This is a genomic window from Paraburkholderia sp. FT54, from assembly GCF_031585635.1.
Lineage (GTDB): Bacteria > Pseudomonadota > Gammaproteobacteria > Burkholderiales > Burkholderiaceae > Paraburkholderia.
In genome coordinates this window covers 716,222-736,957 of sequence record NZ_CP134196.1, presented here as the reverse complement: position 1 = coordinate 736,957, position 20,736 = coordinate 716,222, and the positions used below count along the sequence as shown (strand labels likewise).

19 protein-coding genes are annotated in these 20,736 nt (G+C 64.5%); 2 read left to right on the top strand and 17 right to left on the bottom strand.

Annotated elements, in window-relative coordinates; all coding sequences use genetic code 11:
• Positions 1-49: 49 nt before the first annotated feature.
• The gene (locus RI103_RS22795) at positions 50-568 is read right to left on the bottom strand and encodes a DUF6496 domain-containing protein (protein WP_310817787.1); all 519 of its coding nucleotides are present in this window, start codon (positions 566-568) and stop codon (positions 50-52) included.
• A gap of 237 nt (positions 569-805) precedes the next feature.
• On the opposite strand from RI103_RS22795, the gene RI103_RS22790 reads away from it, so the two are divergent.
• Positions 806-1,057, top strand: a complete 252-nt coding sequence (locus RI103_RS22790; RefSeq protein WP_007178046.1) for a hypothetical protein — start codon at positions 806-808, stop codon at positions 1,055-1,057.
• 93 nt (positions 1,058-1,150) lie between these two features.
• Here the strand turns inward: RI103_RS22790 and RI103_RS22785 are convergent, their stop codons facing one another.
• The 11 genes from RI103_RS22785 to RI103_RS22735 all read right to left on the bottom strand — a co-directional run bounded on the left by RI103_RS22785 (position 1,151) and on the right by RI103_RS22735 (position 15,330).
• Positions 1,151-2,359 (bottom strand): ABC transporter substrate-binding protein, encoded by a 1,209-nt coding sequence (locus RI103_RS22785; protein WP_310817785.1) that lies wholly within the window; start codon positions 2,357-2,359, stop codon positions 1,151-1,153.
• Positions 2,360-2,429: 70 nt separating this feature from the next.
• Entirely contained in the window at positions 2,430-6,038 is a 3,609-nt protein-coding gene (locus RI103_RS22780) for a molybdopterin cofactor-binding domain-containing protein (protein WP_310817784.1), read from the bottom strand.
• Positions 6,035-6,553 (bottom strand): 2Fe-2S iron-sulfur cluster-binding protein, encoded by a 519-nt coding sequence (locus RI103_RS22775; protein ID WP_310817783.1) that lies wholly within the window; start codon positions 6,551-6,553, stop codon positions 6,035-6,037. The genes RI103_RS22780 and RI103_RS22775 overlap by 4 nt, the downstream gene beginning before the upstream one ends.
• A 40-nt stretch (positions 6,554-6,593) precedes the next feature.
• A complete protein-coding gene (locus RI103_RS22770) occupies positions 6,594-7,793 on the bottom strand; it encodes an amidohydrolase family protein (RefSeq protein WP_310817782.1) in 1,200 nt (399 codons plus the stop codon).
• 76 nt (positions 7,794-7,869) lie between these two features.
• The gene (locus RI103_RS22765; protein WP_310817780.1) at positions 7,870-8,583 is read right to left on the bottom strand and encodes an ABC transporter ATP-binding protein; all 714 of its coding nucleotides are present in this window, start codon (positions 8,581-8,583) and stop codon (positions 7,870-7,872) included.
• The gene (locus RI103_RS22760) at positions 8,580-9,398 is read right to left on the bottom strand and encodes an ABC transporter ATP-binding protein (protein ID WP_310817778.1); all 819 of its coding nucleotides are present in this window, start codon (positions 9,396-9,398) and stop codon (positions 8,580-8,582) included. Before RI103_RS22760 ends, RI103_RS22765 begins: the two co-directional genes overlap by 4 nt.
• Positions 9,395-11,335 (bottom strand): ABC transporter permease, encoded by a 1,941-nt coding sequence (locus tag RI103_RS22755; RefSeq protein ID WP_310817777.1) that lies wholly within the window; start codon positions 11,333-11,335, stop codon positions 9,395-9,397. Before RI103_RS22755 ends, RI103_RS22760 begins: the two co-directional genes overlap by 4 nt.
• A gap of 182 nt (positions 11,336-11,517) precedes the next feature.
• Positions 11,518-12,102, bottom strand: a complete 585-nt coding sequence (locus RI103_RS22750) for an amino acid synthesis family protein (protein ID WP_310817776.1) — start codon at positions 12,100-12,102, stop codon at positions 11,518-11,520.
• 73 nt (positions 12,103-12,175) lie between these two features.
• Positions 12,176-12,766, bottom strand: a complete 591-nt coding sequence (locus RI103_RS22745; RefSeq protein ID WP_310817775.1) for an amino acid synthesis family protein — start codon at positions 12,764-12,766, stop codon at positions 12,176-12,178.
• Positions 12,742-13,680, bottom strand: a complete 939-nt coding sequence (locus RI103_RS22740; protein ID WP_310817774.1) for a UPF0280 family protein — start codon at positions 13,678-13,680, stop codon at positions 12,742-12,744. Before RI103_RS22740 ends, RI103_RS22745 begins: the two co-directional genes overlap by 25 nt.
• Positions 13,681-13,731: 51 nt before the next feature.
• Positions 13,732-15,330, bottom strand: coding sequence for a 6-hydroxynicotinate reductase (locus RI103_RS22735; protein WP_310817773.1), 1,599 nt, complete (start codon positions 15,328-15,330; stop codon positions 13,732-13,734).
• Between the two features lie 385 nt (positions 15,331-15,715).
• Here RI103_RS22735 and RI103_RS22730 point away from each other — a divergent pair, with 385 nt between their 5' ends.
• Complete coding sequence (locus tag RI103_RS22730; protein ID WP_310817772.1) at positions 15,716-16,447, top strand: TetR/AcrR family transcriptional regulator; 732 nt, start codon at positions 15,716-15,718, stop codon at positions 16,445-16,447.
• A gap of 53 nt (positions 16,448-16,500) precedes the next feature.
• Here RI103_RS22730 and pcaC read toward each other — a convergent pair whose 3' ends face one another.
• The 5 genes from pcaC to RI103_RS22705 form a co-directional block, all read right to left on the bottom strand.
• Positions 16,501-16,893, bottom strand: a complete 393-nt coding sequence (gene pcaC / locus RI103_RS22725) for a 4-carboxymuconolactone decarboxylase (protein WP_310817771.1) — start codon at positions 16,891-16,893, stop codon at positions 16,501-16,503.
• Positions 16,890-17,681: a 3-oxoadipate enol-lactonase gene (gene pcaD, locus RI103_RS22720; protein ID WP_310817770.1), complete on the bottom strand. Its 792-nt coding sequence runs from the start codon at positions 17,679-17,681 to the stop codon at positions 16,890-16,892. The genes pcaC and pcaD overlap by 4 nt, the downstream gene beginning before the upstream one ends.
• 5 nt (positions 17,682-17,686) lie before the next feature.
• Complete coding sequence (locus tag RI103_RS22715) at positions 17,687-19,066, bottom strand: 3-carboxy-cis,cis-muconate cycloisomerase (protein ID WP_310817769.1); 1,380 nt, start codon at positions 19,064-19,066, stop codon at positions 17,687-17,689.
• Between the two features lie 93 nt (positions 19,067-19,159).
• Positions 19,160-19,819 carry a 3-oxoacid CoA-transferase subunit B gene (locus tag RI103_RS22710; RefSeq protein ID WP_310817768.1) on the bottom strand — a complete coding sequence of 220 codons (660 nt, stop codon included), beginning with the start codon at positions 19,817-19,819 and terminating at the stop codon, positions 19,160-19,162.
• 13 nt (positions 19,820-19,832) lie between these two features.
• Entirely contained in the window at positions 19,833-20,540 is a 708-nt protein-coding gene (locus RI103_RS22705; RefSeq protein WP_310817767.1) for a 3-oxoacid CoA-transferase subunit A, read from the bottom strand.
• Positions 20,541-20,736: the final 196 nt, after the last annotated feature.

The following is a 20,736-nucleotide window of genomic DNA, read 5'->3' as shown; positions in this document are numbered from 1 at the left end:
GCGGCGCGCGTAACGTGCGCCGCCTTTTTTTCGACCGCGCGCCGTCGGCTCAATGATGCGTGCGCGAAGCCCGTGTTTGAGCCGCCTTCTTGGCTGCCGCCGAACGGCCCGCAGCGCCCTTCGTCGCCGCAGCCTTCTTCGCTGCCGCTGAACGGCTGGCGGCCGGGCGTTTGGCCGCGGCCGCCTTCGTCTGCCTGGACAGCGCCGTGCGCGACGCGCCCGCGCTACCCTCACGCTTCAACGCATCGGTGGCGGCGCGTGAGCGCTTCGCTGTCGATTCCGTGCTCTTTTTCGTGGCGCTCTTGTGCTGGCCCGCGGCGTTGTCCGTCGCGGCTTTCTTGCGGGTAGCCTCGCTTGCCGCGCCCTTCTTCGGCGACTTCACGGCGACGCCCGCACGGCGCGCTTCCGAAAGGCCGATCGCGATTGCCTGCTTCGCCGAGCGCACGCCGTGCTTGCCGGCCCGCACCTTATCGACCTGTTCCTTGACGAATTCACCTGCTTGCGTGCTCGATGCCTTACCGGCGCGTTTGTCGGCGTGAGCGCGCTCGAGAGTTTTCTTTTCAGGCATGACGGTTCTCCGGTTGACTGTGGCCTGTGTCATGCAGCAATGGCTGTGCCGCGCGCCGTTGCGCGAGTGAATACCGGTGGAAGCGTCGTCTACTGCGAATGTCCGATGCAAATTCGAGAAACGCGCTGCATCGCAGCAAAACTTCGGAAAACGAACAACGGGACTCGCGCCACACTCCTGTACAGCGTATGGTGGTGGTAAGGGTTGGCGTGTGGTCCGGCCCGACGGGAGACGTCCATGAAGATACCTACCGTACGTGCCGGCGCGCATATCGAAGGCGTGCACTGGATCGCCGAGTACGCCGAAGACGTTCATGAGATTCGCGTCTTTCGCGAAGGCCAGGAAGTGGATGTGCACAACGCGCCTTCCACCCTGTTCGGCGACGAGGAGAACGCGGGCTCCAAAAGCACCGCGGACCATCGCGCGGTCGAAGCCGCCGTGCTGGCTTATCTGAAACGATTCGTGATCGAGCACGACGCGGAGGAGTAGTTCTCCGATTGTCGCCCTCCGTTGCCATACGGCGGCCACGTTCGTTGGTCTCCCCATGCCTGCGGCGACGCGTGCGCCGCAGGCATCAACACCTTATTCAGCAGGCCGCAGCTTCTTGACCTCGGCATCCGACGGCTGAACGCTCGCGCCATCGATATAGCGGTACGAGGTCATCACGCCCTTGCCGTCCTTCAAACCCGTCACGCCGACATACGCGCCCATGGTCGACTGATTGTCCTGCGCCCGATAGGTGACCGGCCCGAACGGCGTGTCCACGCCGAGTCCCTTGAACGCCGCGGCGAGCTTGTCCGGCTCGACCGACCCCGCCTTCTTGATGCCGGCCGCAATCGACATCAACGCCGAATAGCCCACCACCGAGCCGAGCCGTGGATAGTCGTGATACTTGGCCTGGTACGCGTCGACGAATTTCTTGTTGGCCGCCGTATCGATCGAATACCACGGATAGCCCGTGACGATCCAGCCGGTCGGCGCTTCAGCGCCCAGCGGATCGAGATAGTCCGGCTCGCCCGTCAGCAACGACACCACGCTGCGATCCTTGAAGAGCCCGCGCGTATTGCCCTCACGCACGAACTTGCCGAGGTCGGCGCCGAACAGCACGTTGAAAATCGCATCCGGCCTGGCGTCGGCGATCGCCTGCGTCACCGCGCCCGCATCGACGTTGCCGAGCGGCGTGGCCTGCTCGGCGACGAACTGCACGTCGGGCTGCGCCGCCGTCAGCAGCTTCTTGAAGGTCGCCACCGCCGATTGCCCGTACTCGTAGTTCGGATACACCAGAGCCCAGCGCTTCTTCTTCAGCTTGACCGCTTCCGGCACCAGCATCGCCACCTGCATATACGTGGAAGGCCGCAGACGGTACGTGTATTTGTTGCCGTCGGCCCACACGATCTTGTCGGTCAACGGTTCAGCGGCGAGGAAGAAAATCTTCTTCTGCTTCGCGAAGTCGGTCAGTGCGAGCCCGGTGTTCGAGAGGAAGCCGCCGAACAGCAATTGCACCTGCTCGCGCGCGATCAGTTCCTGCGCAACACGGATCGTGTCGCCCGGGTTGCCGTTGTCGTCGCGCGACACCACTTCGAGCTGTTTGCCGAGCACGCCGCCCGCGGCATTCACCTGCTCGAGCGCGAGATTCCAGCCGTTCTTGTAAGGCCCGAGAAAGGCGGGCTGCGCCTTGTAGCTGTTGATCTCGCCGATCTTGATGGTCTGCTGTGCGTTCGCGCTCAAGGCGGCGAGCGAGAGCACTGTCGGCACCATCAGGCGAGAGATCCATCCTGCGCGCGTGGTCATGCGTTTCTCCGTTATCAAAAGAATTGCGGGAATGCGGTCGTTGTTATCGCTCGTTCGAGCGGCTCGCGATTCAGTCGGCCCGCGGCGTCGCGCGAATCCGGGCGACGCTCGCCGCGACGTCCTGCCATGCCGGCTTGCCGCCGGCGAATTGCTGACGCAGGTACGACACGAGTTCGGTGACCTGGGCGTCGTTGAAACTGTCGCGGTACGCCGGCATCGTACCGAGTTCGGGTCGCGCAGGCGAGCCGATGCCGTCGAGAATCACGCGAATCAGGTTATCAGGCGTCGTGCTGTGCAGATTCGTGTTAAGCGCCAGCGAAGGATGCGCGCCGAACAGCTGCGGCCCGCTGCCCGTGTGATGACAGGCGGCACACGCGCCGTCGAAGAGCCGCGCGCCGAGGCCCACCGGCGTGCCTGAAATCGCGCTGGCCTGTTCATACTGACGCGCCACCGCTGCGGGATCGGCGTTCGGTTCCAGCGGATTGAGCGACGCGAGATACGTCGCCATCGCGCGGATATCACTGTCGGGCAGCGCCGCCAGATCGCCGACGACCGGCGCCATCGGCCCGGCCGCGACGCCGTGTAGCGGCGCGTGGCCGTCGCGCAAATAGCGGAAAAGTTCGTCCTCGCTCCAGGGCACGGGCGCGTTCGAGAGCGTCGACAAGGCGGGCGCTTCCCAGCCGTCCGCCATGCCGCCGCCCATGAACGCCGCGCCGGTTTTTTCGGCGCCGAATGCGTTGCGCGGCGTGTGGCATGCGCTGCAATGACCGAGTCCGTTCACCAGATACGCGCCGCGATTCCATTGCGCGCTTTGCGTCGCGCTGGCGGTGAAGGCCGTGCGTCCAAGAAAGAAACCGTTCCATGCGGCCATTAGCGGACGCACGCTGAACGGATACGCGAGCCTGGTTTCCGGTGGACGTGAGCGCACCGGCGTTTGCGCCATCAGGTAGGCGTAGAGCGCTTTCAGATCGTCGTCGGAGGTGTTCTGGAACGACGTGTACGGGAAGGCCGGATAGAGTCGATGTCCATCGCGGCTGATGCCTTGCCGCATCGCCCGCACGAAGGCTTCGAGCGACCAGTTGCCGATGCCGGTCTGGCCGTCCGGCGTGATGTTGGTGCTGTAGACGGTGCCGAAGGGCGTATCGAGCGGCTTGCCGCCGGCGTTCGGCACGCCGTTGTGCGCCGTATGGCAAACCGCGCAATTGCCGAGCGATGCCAGCAGTTTGCCGCGCGCCACCAGATCCGGCGCGAACGCGCTTGCGGGCGGCGGCGTGATCGATGCAATAGCGTGAGGCGCGAGCGACAACGCACCGAGCCAACCCGCTGCACCCGCCGCGAAAGCGCCAAGAAAACCCAGACGCCAGCGCTTCTTCTTGCGCGCCGCCTTGTCTTCGGCTTGCGCGTCGGCGAGTGCGGTGCGGATCGTTTCCGGCGTGAATGGCGGCCGGCGAAAACGCACACCCGTGGCGTCGAAAAGCGCATTGGCGATCGCCGCCGCGCCGGGCAGCGACGCGGATTCGCCCGCGCCCATCGGCGGCTCGCCGTGACGCGGCATCATCACCACGTCGATCACCGGCACTTCGCGGAAGGTCAGGATCGGATACGCGCCCCACTCCTGGCTCGTCACCGCGTTCTCGCCGAACGTCACGCGCTCTTTCAGCGCACGGCTGGTCGCCTGGATCACGTTGCCATGTATCTGGTGACGCACGCCGTCGGGATTCACCATCGTGCCGGTATCCTGGCCGACCACCACGCGCGTCACCGCAAGTTCGCCGCTCTTGCGATTGACTTCGACGTCGGCCACCCACGCTGACCATGCCGCGCCGAAGCCGGGGAATTTGCTGTGCACGTAGCGGGCGTAAGCGATGCCGCGTCCGCGCGCGATGTCGCCTTCCTCATCTTTACGCTCGGCGTTGCGCGGTTCCCAACCGGCCTTTTCCGCCACCGCTTTAACGAGTTCGGTCGCGCGTGGATCGGTCAGATGCTTCAGGCGAAACTCGACCGGATCGACGCCCGCTTGCGCCGCCAGTTCGTCGATAAAGGACTCGTGCGCGAACGTGTTCGGCAACGCCGACACCCCGCGCAACCACGACGCCCGCACGATCGGCGGCGTGTCGTCGCAGACGATCCGCATGCTGCGATAGTCGTACGGCGGCACGGCCGTGCGGTCGCCCATCTCGAACACTTGCGGCTGCGCGGAGATCGTGCCGGTCAGGAGCAGCGCCAGCGTCGGCGCGTCGTTGGACGGATAGCGCGTCGCAAAGTCGTACGCAGCCAGTTCACCCTCGGCATTCAACGCGCCGCGCACGTCCATCAACTGCGCGGCGCCTTTTGGCTCCCACGCATGCTCGTCTTCACGCGAGAGTTGCACGCGCACCGGGCTGCCGGTGGCACGCGAGAGGAGCGCGGCGTCGGCGGCGACATCGTCCGCGCAATTGCGGCCGTAGCAGCCCGCCGCTTCCATTCGCACGATCTCGATGCGCGCTTCGTCCATGCTCATCAGCAACGCGAGATCGGCGCGCAGCGAATGCGGATTCTGCGTACCCGACCAGACCTTCAACGCGCCCTCGCGATAGTCGGCCACCGCGCAGGAAGGTCCAATCGACGCATGCATCTGAAACGGCCATACGTAGGTGCGTTCCAGCGTGCGAGCCGATTCTTGCGCGAGCGCCGCATCCACATCGCCTTCGATCACCAGATCGCGCCGCTTCGCAGGATTCGCGCGCAAGGCCGCTTCCACTTCCTCGCTGGTTTCGAGCGACGGCAAACCGTCGACCGCCTTCCATTGCACGCGAAGCCGCTTCACCGCCTGCTGCGCGACTTCCTCACGCTCCGCCACAATGCCGACGAAATCGCGAATCACCACCACTTTGACGATGCCGGGCAAATCGCTAACAGAGTCTTCATCCACGTGCAGCAGACTGTTGCCCATGAAGTCGCCCTGCGCGACGCCGGCGTACGGCGGCCGCACCACGCGGCCATGCAACATGCCCGGCACACGTACGTCGTGGACGAAACTCAACTCGCCAGTGGCCTTCGCGGGAATATCGACGCGCGGCGCACTCTTGCCGACGATCCTGTACGTGTCCGGCGACTTCAACGGCGCGTCGGTGGCGAGCTGCAATTCGACGCGTTTTCCGCTGATCAGTTCGCCGTAGCCGATGCCTTGCGCTCCAGTATTGTCGTCAGATCGACAGACAACTCCATCACGCACATCGAGTTGCTCGACGCCCACGTTGAATCGCGCAGCCGCTTCCGCCAGCAGAAATTGGCGCGCCTGCGCCGCGGCGTGCCTTAACGGCACCGCCGATATCTGAATCGTCGCGCTGGCAATCGTCGGCCCCTGATTCGGCGCTTCGCGCGTATGGCCGAGCACGATCGACACGCGCGTCAACGGCACATCCAGTTCTTCCGCGACGATCTGCGCGAGTGCCGTACCGATGCCCGTGCCGAGATCGACGTGACCGTTGAACGCGACCACGCTGCCGTCGTCGCGCACCACGAGGAACATGTCCGCCTCGGTCGGCACGAACGATGAACGCGAGCCCGGCTGACCGATCGCCGGCTTCACCGGTGCTTGCGGCGGCCGCGTGACGATCAGCACGCTGTGCGCGTCGTAGAGTTGCTGACGCGACGGCGGCGCGCTGCGTCGATCGACGCTGAAATCCGGTCCGGTCATGCGCGCACTCCTTCGTGCACGGCTGATTGCGCCGCCGCTTGAGCGGCAAGCAAGTCAGCGGCACGCTGCACCGCGCGCACGATCTCGACATGCGTGCCGCAGCGGCACAGATTGCGCGACAGCTCGCGCCGGATCGTCTCGACACTCGGATGCGGATCGCGATCGAGCAGCGCCTTGGCCGTCATGATCATGCCGTTCAGGCAATAGCCGCATTGCGCGGCCTGTTCTTCGATGAACGCCTGCTGCACCGGATGCAGCGCGGCGCGCGTGCCCAGTCCTTCGAGTGTGGTGATCTCGCGGCCCAATGCAACCTTCGCGGTGGTGACGCAGGCACGCGTCGGCATGCCATCGAGCAGAACCGTGCACGCGCCGCATTCGCCCAGGCCGCAGCCGAATTTCGGACCGTTCAGCGCGAGGTCGTTGCGCAGCAGGTAGAGCAGCGGCGTGTCGGCGGCGGCGCTGACGAGATGCGTCGCGCCATTCACCTTCAGCGAAAGAGGCGCGGGGCGGTTCATGTTCGTGCCGGCCTCGTTTTGCCGGCCGTACGATAGGCGTTCACAGCACCACCGGCACTTCGGTGGCCGGTGGCGTGTTGCGGCTGCGCCGGCAGCGGATCAGACCGTCGATCATCACCATGCCCACGCCCGGAATATCGCCGAGTTGCACGCTTTCGAGCAGTGTATCAGCCGCCGTGTGCTGCGCGCGGTCCATGAAGACGAGGTCGGCGGGACGGCCCACTTCGATCAGCCCCTGGCGCAGATTGCGTTGCCGCGCGGTGTTGCCCGTTGCAAAGCAGAAGGCGATTTCCGCGGGCACATCGGCGAGGCTCGAAATCAGCGCGATCATCCGCAAAATGCCGAGCGGTTGCACGCCGGAACCCGCTGGACTATCGGTGCCGAGAATGATCCGGTGCGGGCACTTCAATTCGATCGCATGACGCGCGGTCAGCAAGGCGATCCGTTCATTGCCGTTGTGAACGATTTCCAGCGCGCGGCTCGACTGCTCGCACAGATCGCAAACATGCCGGTAGGAGAGCGACGTATGTCCGCCGTTGATGTGGCCGATCACGTCCGCGTCGGCGGCGAGCACCACGTCGCGATCGATCAGACCCGAGCCGGGAATCGACGGACCGCCCGTGTGAATCGTGCTCTGAATGCCGTACTTGCGCGCCCACGCGACCATCTGCGCGGCTTCCTCGCCGCCCTTCACGCTGCCAAGGCCGACTTCGCCGAGCAACTTGACGCCCGCTTCCGAGAGTTCCTTGAAGTCCTCTTCGACCATGCCTTTCTCGATCACCGGCGCGCCCGCCATCACCTTCACGCCGCCGCCGACACCCGCGCCACGCATGCCTTCGAACGAACGCTGCGCGGTAATCGCGAGCGCCTTCACGCCGAGCACGTCTTTCGGGCGGCCGGGCAAATGCACTTCGCCGGCAGAAATCATCGTGGTGACGCCGCCGTTCAGGTTCGATTCGATCCAGCCCATCTGATTCTGGCGCGGCGTCCAGTCGCCGAACACGGGATGCACATGCGAGTCGATCAATCCGGGCGCGACCGTCGTGCGTTTGCAATCGATCGTCGTGCGCGCGCCTTCGAGATCGCAGTCCTTTTCCTTTCCGACCGCGACGATCACGCCATCGTCGATCACGAGCGTGTCCGCGTCGAGAATCGGCTGATCGATGTCGCCGGATAACAGCAGCCCGATATTGGTCACCGCGACCTTGCCCGACAAGCCTGTCAACGTCTCTGCTGCCATCTGCCTCTCCTTTCGCAACGACTGCCAGGCGCTCACGAAGTGCCACAGCGTGCACATCGCGCACCGATGGAAGGAATCACACGCTCAGATAAGCGCGCCTCACTGTTTCGTTCTGTGCGAGTTCGCCGATCGTGCCGCTAAAACGGATCTGCCCTTTTTCGAGCACATACGCGCGGTCGCTGACCAGCTCGGCGAAGTGCAGGTTCTGTTCGGACAACAGAATCGACAGCCCTTCGCGCTTGAGTTCGAGAATCATGTTCGCCATCTGTTCGACGATCACGGGCGCCACGCCTTCGGACGGTTCGTCGAGCAGGACCAGATACGGATTGCCCATCAGCGTGCGCGACACGGTGAGCATCTGCTGCTCGCCGCCGCTCATCTGGCCGCCCGGACGTTGCGGCATTTCGCCGAGATTGGGAAAGAGGCGAAACAGCTTTTCAGGCGTCCATTGCGGTGCACCGTCGCGCGGCGGCTGACGGCCGGTGTCGAGGTTTTCCATCACGGTCAGATCCGCGAACACGCGCCGATCCTCGGGCACGAAGCCCATGCCCATGCGCGCGATCTTGTACGGCGGCAACGCCGTGATGTTCTGCCCGCGAAAATTCACTTCGCCCTGGCGGCGCGGCAGCAGACCCATTACCGCTTTCATCGTGGTCGATTTGCCGGCGCCGTTGCGGCCCATCAGCGCCACGACTTCGCCGCGTCCGACTTCGAGGCCGACGTCGAACAGAATATGCGCGCGACCATAGAACGCGTTGAGGCCGGAGACTTTCAGCATCGGCTCGCTCATTGCAGCGCTCCCTGTCCTTGCTGGCCGCCATGCCCGCCCGCCGTTTCGTGCAGCGGCGCGTGCGGCTGGAAGGTCTTGCCGGTGCCGAAATAGACTTCCTGGACGCGCGGGTCGTTGCGGATCGTATCGGCGTCGCCCTCGGCGATCAGCTTGCCGCGCGCAAGCACGATCAGGCGATCGGCGTAGGCGAATACAACGTCCATGCTGTGCTCGGTAAACAGCACGCCGATCTTGTGCTCGGTGACGAGACGCTTGGTCAGCGCCATCAATTCATTGCGCTCCTTCGGCGCCATGCCGGCGGTGGGCTCATCCATCAGCAGCAGCTTCGGGCGATTGGCGAGCGCGATCGCGAGTTCGACGCGCTTCACGTCGCCATAAGCGAGCACGCCGCAAGCGCGGTTCGCATCCGCGGCCATGCCGACCTGTTCGAGCAGCGCGAGGGCTTCATCGGCGTAGCGCGACCCCGCGGATTTCCACAGGCCGAAAGTTTTGCGCTCGCGCGAGACCAACGCCATCTGCACGTTCTCGATCACGGTCATGGAATTGAAGGTCGCGGCGATCTGAAACGTGCGGCCCACGCCCAGACGCCAGATGTCGCGGGGACGCATGCCGACCAGTTCGTGACCGTCGAGACGAATCGATCCGGACGAAGGCGGCAACTGTCCGTTGACCATGTTGAAACAGGTCGACTTGCCCGCGCCGTTCGGTCCGAGCAAGGCCAGCAATTGACCGGCTTCGAGATCGAACGAGACATCGTCGACCGCCTTGAGGCCGCCGAACGATTTGGAGAGACCGCTGACGCGCAGCAAGCTCATAGCCCCTCCTTGATTGCAGTACGTCGAGAAGGCGACACCGCGCTCTTGTCCGCCGGTTCAACGCTGTCGTCGCCAAAACGCTCGCGAATGAAACCGACGATCCCCTGCGGAAACGCGATCACCAGCAGCAGGATCGCGAAGCCTAGCAGCGCCTGCCAATAGTCGGTTTGCCGCGCGACGGTGTCCTGCAGCCACGTGAAAACCGCCGCGCCCACAATCGGCCCGGTGAGGGTCTGCAAGCCGCCGAGCAGCACCATCACGAGGCCATCCACGGAACGGCTCACGCTGATCACCTCCGGTGAGATCGTACCTTTGGAGAACGCATAGAGCGATCCGGCGAGCCCGCAGAACAGCGATGCGATCACGAACGCGGCCCATTGCACGCGCTTCACGTCGATGCCGATCGCTTCGGCGCGCAGCACGGAATCGCGCGAGGCGCGCATGGCGTAACCCAGCGGCGAGAACAGCATCTTGCGCAATAGCCACACGCCGACCACGGCGCAGACGAGCGTCACGTAATAAAAGGCCACCGGCGAAGACAACCAGTTCGACGGCCACAAACCGAGAATGCCGTTGCTGCCGCCCGTCACGTCGTCCCACTGAAACACGACCGACCAGACGATCTGCGCGAACGCGAGCGTCAGCATAGCGAGATAGACGCCGGAGAGCCGCACGCAGAACCAGCCGAACACCAGCGCGCCGGCCACCGCCAATAGCGGTCCGAGCAGCAGGGCGGCTTCCATCGGCAGATTCAGCACTTTGAGGAACAGCGCGGCGCCGTATGCGCCCAGTCCGAAGTACGCGGCGTGGCCGAACGAATGCATACCGCCCGGTCCCATGATGAAATGCAGACTCGTGGCGAACAGCACGACGATCAGGATCTCGACAAGCAACACCGGCATGTATGGAAACGCGTTGGCCGCAAGCGGCGCAAGCACGAGCATCAGCAACGCAATGGCGGCCAGCCACTTGAGGCGCTTGCCCGCTGGACGCAAAGGCGTTTCCGGCGCGGCCATGCCACGCACGGCGGCGCTCGCGCGGCCGAGCAAACCCCAGGGCCGCACCACCAGCACGACCGCCATGACGACAAACTCGGCGACGAGCGTAAACCGGCTCAACGACAGACCGACGCCGAAGATCGTCACATGGCCGATGCCGATGCACAGCGCCTTGATCTCCGCGATGATCAGCGCGGCGATGAACGCACCCGGAATCGACCCCATGCCGCCGACCACCACCACGACGAACGCGTTGCCGATCGTCTCCAGATCCAGCGACAGATTCGCCGACATGCGCGGCCCTTGCAGCGCGCCGCCCAGGCCGGCGAGAAACGCGCCGACGAAAAACACACCGGTAAACAGCCACGCCTGATTGATGCCGAGCGCGCCGAGCATTTCACGATCCTGCGTCGCGGCGCGCACCAGCGTGCCCCAGCGCGTGCGTGTCAGCGCGTACCAAAGCAGCAGCAACACCACCGGCCCGATCACGATCAGCGCGATGTCATAGGTGGGCAGCGGATGGCCGAGGAAATCGACCGCGCCCGCCAGATGCGGCGCACGCGGTCCGAACAGGTCTTCCGGACCCCACAGCCACAGCGCGGCATCGCGAAAGATCAGCACCAGCGCAAACGTGGCAAGCAGATGAAACAGCTCGGGCGCCTGATAGATGCGCCGCAGAACGATCATCTCGACCAGCGCGCCCAGCACCGCGACCACCAGCGCCGCCGCCAGCACCGACAGCCAGAAGCCGCCCGCCGTGTGTCCAAAACGGCTCGCTATGCTGTACGCGACATAGATGCCGAACATATAGAACGAGCCGTGCGCAAAGTTGACGATGCGCGTCACGCCGAAGATCAACGACAAGCCGGCGGCGACGAGAAACAGCGTCGACGCGTCGGCGAGTCCGTTGACCAGCTGTACCAGCAAATTCGAAAGCATCACGACCCTTGGCAGTGTGCTGAACGGCGCATGCGCGGCTTGGGCGCATTCAACGCGATCGGCAGACATTGCAGCGCGTGCGGCACCATGCGCGCACGCGTCAACGGCAGGACAATACAATACGCCCCGAAGAAAGTCCCTTAGGTCCTTTGGAGCGCCGGCGAAATCGCTGCATACAAAACTCAGCGCAAACCGTCTTCGCCTTTGATCTCACTCACCTGCAAGCCGCCAATGCGCGGCAGCGGCCGCCCGGACGCCGTCACCGCGACGGCCACCACGATCTCGTTCGCGCGCGGCGCGTCCGACACGCGCGCTTCGATCGCGTCGAAATGACTGCGCACGAACGCGGCGTCTTTATGGCCGAGCGGCACGTCGATCGCGGTGCCGAGCGTGCCCATTTTCTTCGCCGACGGCACCAGCGCCGCGCCCTTCCCGACCGCCACCCGCAGCGGCGCGCCGAGCTTGGGATGCAGGATCGCCGCGGCATGTTCCAGTTCGCCCGCCTCGCCGACGATGGCGGCCTTGCCATAGCTTTGCGCCTCGCCCGGCGCGATGCCCAGCGCTTGAACACACTTGTTGCCGAGCAGCGCGCCCAACTCTTCGCCGGCTTCGATCAGCGCGTCGAGTTTGGCCTCGTAGCGGCCGGCATACGGATTGTCGATCACCGCGATCGCGACCGCGCGGCGCGCCGGCGGCTCGACCGCCTGGCCCATTTCAATGCGTGTTTCATCCACCTGCACGACCAGCTTGCGAAGCTTGATTGCCATTTCGCTCTCCGAGTTTCGATGCCTGCTCTGCTTCGTTTCCATGCTTCAGCGCGATGCGCCAATCGGGCGCTGCTCAGCGCAAACCGTCCTTGCCCACGATCGCCTCTTTCGCGAGGCCGCCGACGCGCGCATGCACGCGCTGCCCGGTGCTCATCACGAGGATATAGACCAGCTCGTCCGCGGCGGGCGCGCCGGGCACGCGCACTTCGATCGCGTCGAAATGGCTGCGCACGTAGCTCGCGTTGACGTGCGTGAGCGGCACATCGAGCGCGGTGGACGGCGCGCCGACCTTCTTGGTGGACGGCACAATGGCGTTGGTGGGCACCCCATTCTTCTCCAGCAACTCACGCATCGCGTAGCCGCCGGGCACATGCCATAGCGCACCGTGTTCCAGTTCGCCGCGCGCGCCGACAATCGCGCCTTTACCGTAACTTTCGATCGACGTATGCGGCACCGCCATCGCCGCCAGCAGCCGTTGCGCCATATCGAAGCCGATGGGCTTGAGCGCCTCCATCGCGTGCTCGATTTTCGCTTCGTAGCGGCCGGCGAACGGGTTCGTCATCACCGCGGCAATCGCGCCGCGTCTGAGCGGCTGCGTTGGCGCGGGGCCGAACTCGTGGAAGATATCTTCGACGTGCGTCAGCACGCGGCGTATTTCGAACACGGAGCCTCCGTTCTAGTTTGCGCGCTCTGCGAGAGCAGACCGCTTGTGTCACGAATGCCGGCGACCCGCACTCGTCCTTGCAGGAATAGCGCGGCGCCTTCGATCAAGCCTTGTTCGAGCAGACGCTGCGCGGCTTCGACACCACGCGCCAGCGCGAAATCGATCAGTGGCTGCGGCAAGGACGGCACGTCGACGGTGACGAGCATATCGCCAAGGTCACTATCGTCTTTCAACGACGAAGCCGGACGCCGCAGAATACCGGCATGATCCAGATCGACGGCGTTGGCGATCATCGTCGCGGCGGCGTCGGCGGCGGCGGCGTTGCGCGCGAGCACGGTGACGCTGTCGGCAATGCCGAGGCTGAAGCTGCGGCCACGCCAGCCGCTCGTCGCAATGCCACGAACCGGCAGACTGGCATCGAGCGTCAGATTGGCGTCGAGCGCCTGATCGCGCGATAGCCGCACGGTTGAGAACGACGCCAGGTCCGCGAACACGCCGACGCGGTATTGCCGCCCTTCGGTCAGATACAGCGCGATGTCGCCGCCGTTGTTGATGAAGGCGCGCGAGATGCCTTTGCGTGCGAACGCGGTGATCAGTTCGTCGGCGACGCTGCCCGCAACCGCGGCCATCGGCGTGATGTAGCGCGCGCGGTGCGGATGACAGGCCAACCACATACGGCGGGCAACCGGGCCTTGCAATTCAGTGTCGTTCAACGCGGCTTCGGCCGGCACGGGTTGACGAAGCCGCTTCAGTTCACCGACCAACTCCGGCAACACATCGACAAAGCGCGCCCAGCACGCCTCATACGCGGCCTGCACCGCCTGGGGCGTGCCGTCGGCGTTGAGGATCAGATCGATCGGCCCGTGCTGCCAGTGCCAGCGGGTCGCATCGAGTCGGGTGCGGGTGGGGTTCATCGTGTCCGTTGCGTTCGTTTTTTCGTGAGTTGCAGTGGCGCTCTTCGCGTGTCAGCCGAGCATCGGCGGCATGGCGGGCGGCCACGGATTGTCGGGATTGCGCGCCAACGTACGGCGGGCGAGCGGCGCGCCTTCCGTATGCTCCGGTCCGTTCGCCAGCACGCTCTCCAATGACCGCACCGCGTCGAGATGACCGCCGAGATCGCGATACGCGTCGTACGTCATGGTGAATTCGATCGGCGCGACGATCGCGGGCGTCGGCACCGTGCCGAACGAACGGTCGGGCATGCGCGAGACATCGACCATGACCGTGATCCCGCCGCCCGGCCACACATAGGCCGGCGCGCCGCCGCAAGTCACGTTGACCAGCTTCTGTTTGATCGCGCGCGTGAGCAGCACCGGATTCTCCGTGGCGCCCGCTCGCAGGCTGCCGCCCGCGCCGCCGAGAAACAGCACCGTGGCGAGCGACGGTTCGCAGTTCTCGCCAATCCGCTCGACCGTGCGGCGCACCGCATCCGGCATCGTTGTGATGCGCGGCACGAGATCGTGATCCAGTTCGTACCACTGCGCGTGTTCGCCGGTGGTCGACACCATCAACAAGCGCATGCCGGGCTTGGCGACGGCGGGGTCGAAGCCCTCGACAATCGCGAGCGGGTCCTGAATGTCGGTGCCGCCCCAGCCGGTTCCCGGATTCGCCACCTGGAAATAACGGCCCGGCGTCGACTTGCGTCCGCGAATCTTCACACCCGAGCGTGTCATGCCGAGGCAGCGCCCGGCCTGATGCTCGGTGAGCACGCCGGTAATGTGATCGTCGACGACCACTACTTCGTCCGCGTGACCGAACCATTGCTTCGCAAAGATGCCGATGGTGGCCGACCCGCAGCCCACGCGCATGCGCTGCTCCTCGACGCCGTCGACGATCGGCGCCGCGCCCGCGCGAATCACCAGACTCGCGCCGCCGTCGATGCTCAACTCCACCGCTTCCTTGTTGCCGAGCGCGAGCATCATGTCGCACGTCACGCGACCTTCTTTCTTGCTGCCGCCGGTCAGATGATGCACGCCGCCGAGACTCAGCATCTGCGAGCCGTATTCGGCTGTCGTCACATGGCCGACGATCTCGCCGTGACAACGCACGTTCGATTGCTCCGGCCCGAGGAAGCGGTCGGTGTCGATCTTCACCTTGAAACTGCAATAGCTGAAGATGCCTTCCGTGACGACAGTGATCATGTCGACGTCGTCGAGCTTCGAGGCCACGATGAAAGGCGCGGGCTTGTAGTCGGGATAGGTGGAGGAAGCGCCGACGCCGGTCACGAACAATGCCTGTTCGGCAGCGGGGTCCTGTACTTCAGGAGATGCGCCAAATTCGATCGCGGCGTTCGCTTCGGGCGTCGGAGTTGAAGGCGCGCGCGACAGGAACACCACTGGATCGACACGAATCAGCCGCCCGTCCGCATTCGCATAACGATCGCACGCGCCGGTGCGCCCTTCGGATATCTGGCACAGCACCGGGCAGGCATTGCATTCGATCTTGTTCGACGCCATCCGCTCACTACGCGGCGCCGCCTTCTCGAGCACGGTGGGACCCGGCGTCGAGGCGGTTTCGCCGTCGACGCTGTCCGCACCGAAATCGACCTTCGTATGTTCTGTCATGGTGGGGTTCCCATACGACGACATTACAATCGGTCCCGCTCCGGCTGACGAATAGTGCCTGTTTTCAGGCACTTTCGCGTGATCTGCCGATTTTCATGTTGCGGCCACTCACCTTTCGTGTAGTATCCGCTACACCAAACTCGTTAGAAATCTACTCGATCAATTTAGTCTGCGCAACGTATTTACCGGCGTGCGCGTGATTGGTGCAATGCCACATTGCCGCTTTATCGACGCGCGAGTCACACTTCAATCTACGCCGAAGTGAATCATCGCGCAGCGCATGCCGCGGCAGTCCGTGCGGGTTGTATGATGAAGGCGCGCCTGGGCCTCGCCGGCCGCGGCGCATGCCGTTCACCCCGACGCTAACAAGAGATCCGAGACCGCCATGAGTCCCACCGCCGCCCGCAAGCCGGGCGCTACCGGCATCCGTGCGAAACAGGCGCAGGACACGCGCGCCAAACTTCTCAAAGCGGCCATCAAGGTCTTTGCCAAGCAGGGCTATGCGAGCGGGCGCGTGGAGAGTATTTCGAAGGCGGCGCGCTCGCACGATCGCATGATCTACTACTACTTCGGCAGCAAGGAACAGTTGTTCGTCGAAGTTCTGGAGACGATCTACACGCAATTCAACGAGGCGGAAAGCAAGCTCGATCTCGACTTGGCCGATCCGGTGCATGGACTCGAACAGATGGTCGAATTCGTCTGGCAGTATTACCTCGATCACCCCGAGTTCGTCACGCTTCTCTCAAGCGAGAATCTGCACCAGGGCAAGCACGCGAAGAAATCGTCGAAGCTGAAGGAGATTTCCGGCTACGCGATTTCGGTGGTGCAAAAATTACTGGACGCGGGCCACGCGCAACAGGTGTTTCGCGCCGACGTCAAAGCGCGCGACGTGTATCTGATGATCGCATCGCTCGGCTATTTTTATAACGCCAATCAGTACACGTTGGGCGCGTTTCTCGGCGAGCCGATGATGGACAAGGCGGCGCTCGCGCATTGGCGCGAGGTGATCAAGGATACGGTGTTGCGCGCGGTGCGGTCGGGTTTGCCGGTGGCGGGGACGGCGGCGGCGCTGGACCGGCGTGAAAGCAAACGCGAACACGAGCGCGGCGCCGCATAAAAAAACGCGCGCCGGGTTGGCGGCGCGCGTTTCGTCATCCTGGACAGCGTGGCTTAGGGCTGCGCCGCCGCGTCATCTTCGCGGAACAGCTTATCCGCAAGGTGAAACGCCGAATTCGCCGCCGGCACGCCACAATAGATCGCGGTTTGCAGCAGCACTTCCTTGATCTGCTCACGCGTCACGCCGTTGTTCTTCGCGGCGCGCAGATGCAGTGCGAGTTCTTCGCTGCGATTGAGCGCGACCATCATGGCGATGGTCAGCAGGCTGCGCGTATGACGCGGCAAGCCATCTCGCGTCCAGATTTCACCCCATGCATAGCGCGTGATGAAATTCTGAAACTCTTCCGTCAACTCAGTACGGTTCGCAAGCGACCGGTCGACGTGCGCACTGCCCAACACCGCGCGGCGCACACCGAGTCCGGCTTCATAGCGATCTTCGTCGTTCATTTCTGCTCCGTCAGGAAATCGATCACAGTCTTCGTGAAAGCGTCGGCTTTCTCGATGTTGGAAATGTGCGAGGCGTCCAGTTCCACATAACGCGCGCCAGGAATTGCCTGTGCCAGTTCGCGGCCTTGCGCCGGTGTCGCGGCGAGATCGTGCGTGCCGCTGATCACCAGCGCCGGCACCTTGATGCCCGGCGCTTCGGGACGCAGGTCGGCGGCGTCGATGGCGTCGCAGTTCGAGGCGTAGCCTTCCTTGTCGGTATGCACGAAGACGTCGCGGATCATGGCCAGCACCACCGGCTCACGCTCGATATAGTCAGCCGTGAACCAGCGCGGCAGGACGGCGGCGGCCAGCGCGGGCATGCCTTCGGTGCGTGCTTTCGCGGCGCGCGGCACCCACACTTCCGGCGAACCGATACGCGCCGCCGTGTTGCACAGCACGACTCGCTCGAAACGGTTGCCATGACGCGCGGCCAGTGCAACGCCAGTCAGACCGCCCATGGAAATTCCGCAGAAATGCGCTCGGGTGATCTTCAGCGTGTCCATCAGGCCGAGCACGTCGCCGGTCAGTTGTTCGATGGTGTACGGGCCTTTTGGCGCTTCCGAGTGGCCATGGCCGCGCGTGTCGTAGCGCAGCACGCGAAAATGTTTCGATAGCGCCGTGACTTGCGGCGTCCACATGGACAGATCCGTGCCGAGCGAATTCGACAACACGATCCACGGCGCGTTGCCGTGACGGTCGCCGTCGATTCGGTAATGAAGCTCGGTGCCGTTGACTGCGGCGTAAGGCATGCCGGTTACTCCCTGGAATGGTCGCGCTGCGAGCGCGTGGTGTGAAGTGCCAGCGCGGCGTCCACATATGCGTGCGCCTGGCCGACGTATTGAGCCGGATCGAGCAGTTGCTTCAGGCGCTCGAGCGGAAGATGTGCGGTAACGGCCGGGTCCGCGGCAAGCACGTCGAACAGCGTCTGGCCGTCGCGGATCGCGGCTTTCGACGCGCGCTCCACCAGATGATGCGCATCGAGCCGGCCGATGCTGTCGCCGAGCGCGAGCATCACCGCTTCGCCGAGAATCAGGCCATGCGTGACGTCGAGATTGGCGGCGAGGCGCGGCACGTTCACGTTCAGTCCCGCGGCGATCTGTTCAATGTTGGCAAGCGCGCCGCCCGCAAGGCGCGCGAGGTCCGGCAGCGCATCCCACTCGGCTTGCCAGCCGCCGAGCGCGCGTTCGTGTTCCTGCACCATGCCCGCGAACACCGTGGCGACAAGCCCCGGCGCACGCGTGGCAGCCGTCAGTACCGCCGCGCAGCCGACCGGATTGCGCTTGTGCGGCATGGTCGACGAACCACCCTTGCCGGCCGCTGCCGGTTCGGCCAGTTCGTCGATTTCGGTTTGCATCTGCAGTGAGATGTCGCGCGCGATCTTGCCGAAGGTGCCGATCAGCATGCCGAACAGCGACGCCGTTTCGGCAATGCGATCGCGCTGCGTATGCCATGGCAGCGTCGGCACGGCGAGGCCGAGTTCTTTTGCGAGCGACTGCGTGACCTGCGGCGCGGCATCGCGCAGGCTCGCCAGCGTGCCCGCCGCGCCGCCGAATTGCAGCACCAGCACGCGAGCGCGCAGCGCATCGAGCCGCTCGCGATGACGCAGCAGCGCGTCGAGCCACTGCGCGAATTTCAGGCCGAGCGTGATGGGCAGCGCCTGCTGCAACCAGGTGCGGCCGATCATCGGTGTAGCGCGATGCGTGGCCGCGAGCTTTGCCACGGTGTCGCAGGTGGATTGCAGGCTGCTGTCGAGCAGATCGAAGCTGTCGCGCAATTGCAGCACCGTCGCCGTGTCGATGATGTCCTGGCTCGTGGCGCCCCAATGCACGTATTTCGACGCTTCGGCGTCGGCCGCCTTGACGCGCGCGGTGAGTTGCTTGACGAGCGGAATCGCGAGATTGCCGCCGAGCGCGGCGTCGCGTGCGAGCGCGTCGGCATCGAGCTGGTCGGCCTGACACGCCGCTTCGATCGCGGCGACCGCCGTCCGCGGAATCACGCGATGCTCGGCCGAAGCGCGCGCGAGCGCCGCTTCCACGTCGAGCATCCGTTGCAGCGTGGCACGCGGCGCCCAGATGTCGTTCATCGGCTGCGTGCCGCAAAGAAGGCCGGTCAGACGGGCGCTGGATTCGAGCATGATGACGTCGATGATCGAGGGTATCGGAAGTGAAGTTTGCGCCGCGCGACGCCGGCACGCTAGCCGGCGCCTGCGCCGCGCCTTGCGGGCTGGTTAAGCCGCGCGCGCCGCTTGCGTGCCGTCGATCAGCGGCACGCCGGTCAGCTTGTGCAATGCGTCGAAATCGATGTCCGAGAAAATCTCGCGCACCACGAGGCCCTGATCGGTCACATCGATCATCGCCAGGTCAGTATAGATGCGGTTGACGCATCCTACGCCCGTCACCGGGTACGTGCATTCGGCGGCGATTTTGCTCTCGCCCTGCTTGGTCAGGTGTTCCATCATCACGTAGACCTGCTTCGCGCCGATCGCCAGATCCATCGCGCCGCCAACTGCCGGAATCGCGTCGGGTGCGCCGGTATGCCAGTTTGCCAGATCGCCCGTGGCCGACACCTGGAAGGCGCCGAGCACGCAGAAGTCCAGATGGCCGCCGCGCATCATCGCGAACGAATCGGCGTGGTGGAAGTACGCGCCGCCCGTGAGCAGCGTGACGTGCTGCTTGCCGGCGTTGATCAGTTCGTCGTCTTCCTCGCCTTTGGCGGGCGCCGGGCCCATGCCGAGCAGGCCGTTCTCGCTGTGCAGGAAGATTTCCTTGTCGGCGGCGAGGTGGTTGGCCACCAGCGTCGGCACACCGATACCGAGGTTCACGTAGGCGCCTTCGGGGATATCCAGCGCAACGCGCCTGGCCATTTCATCGCGGGTCAGTTTTTTCATGTCGGTCTCCGAATCAGGCGGCAGCGTCGTGAGGATTGGGCAGCGGGGCGTGTGCGGCTTGCGGCACTTCGATCACGCGCTGCACGAAAATGCCGGGCGTCACGATGTTTTCCGGATCGAGCGCGCCGAGCGGCACGACTTGCGACACCTGCACGATCGCGGTTTTCGCCGCACTTGCCATGATCGGTCCAAAATTGCGCGCCGTCTTGCGATAGGTGAGATTGCCCCAGCGATCGCCCTTGTACGCCTTGATCAGCGCGAAGTCCGCGTGCAGCGGCGCCTCCAGCACGTAGTGCCTGCCGTCGATGAAACGGGTTTCCTTGCCTTCGGCCAGCTTGGTGCCGTAGCCGGTCGGCGTGAAGAAGCCGCCGATGCCCGCGCCCGCTGCGCGAATCCGCTCAGCCAGATTGCCCTGCGGCACCAGTTCGAGTTCGATCTCTCCGGCGCGATACAACGCGTCGAACACATACGAATCGGTTTGACGCGGGAACGAACAGATGATCTTGCGCACGCGCTTGGCTTTGAGCAGCGCAGCCAGCCCGATGTCGCCGTTACCGGCATTGTTGTTGACGATGGTGAGTTCGCGCGCGCCCTGTTCGATGAGCGCGTCGATCAACTCGGACGGCATGCCGGCCGTGCCGAAGCCGCCGATCATGACGGTCGCGCCGTCGTTGACGTCGGCGACCGCCGATTGAAGTGACTCGAAAATCTTGTTGATCATGTCGAATTTCCTTGAGGGCGCTGCGTGCCGCCAGACGTGCTGCCTTAGGGCAGGGCTTGAGCGGGACGGTCTCCGGGCCGATGCCGGCGGCGGCTCGCCAGGTGCGATGCGGGCAGGCGCCGATGGTTTGCTCGCTCCAAATTTGTTCGATATATGAACATGGATTCGTTTAGCGAACGCTGAGGCGATTATGGTT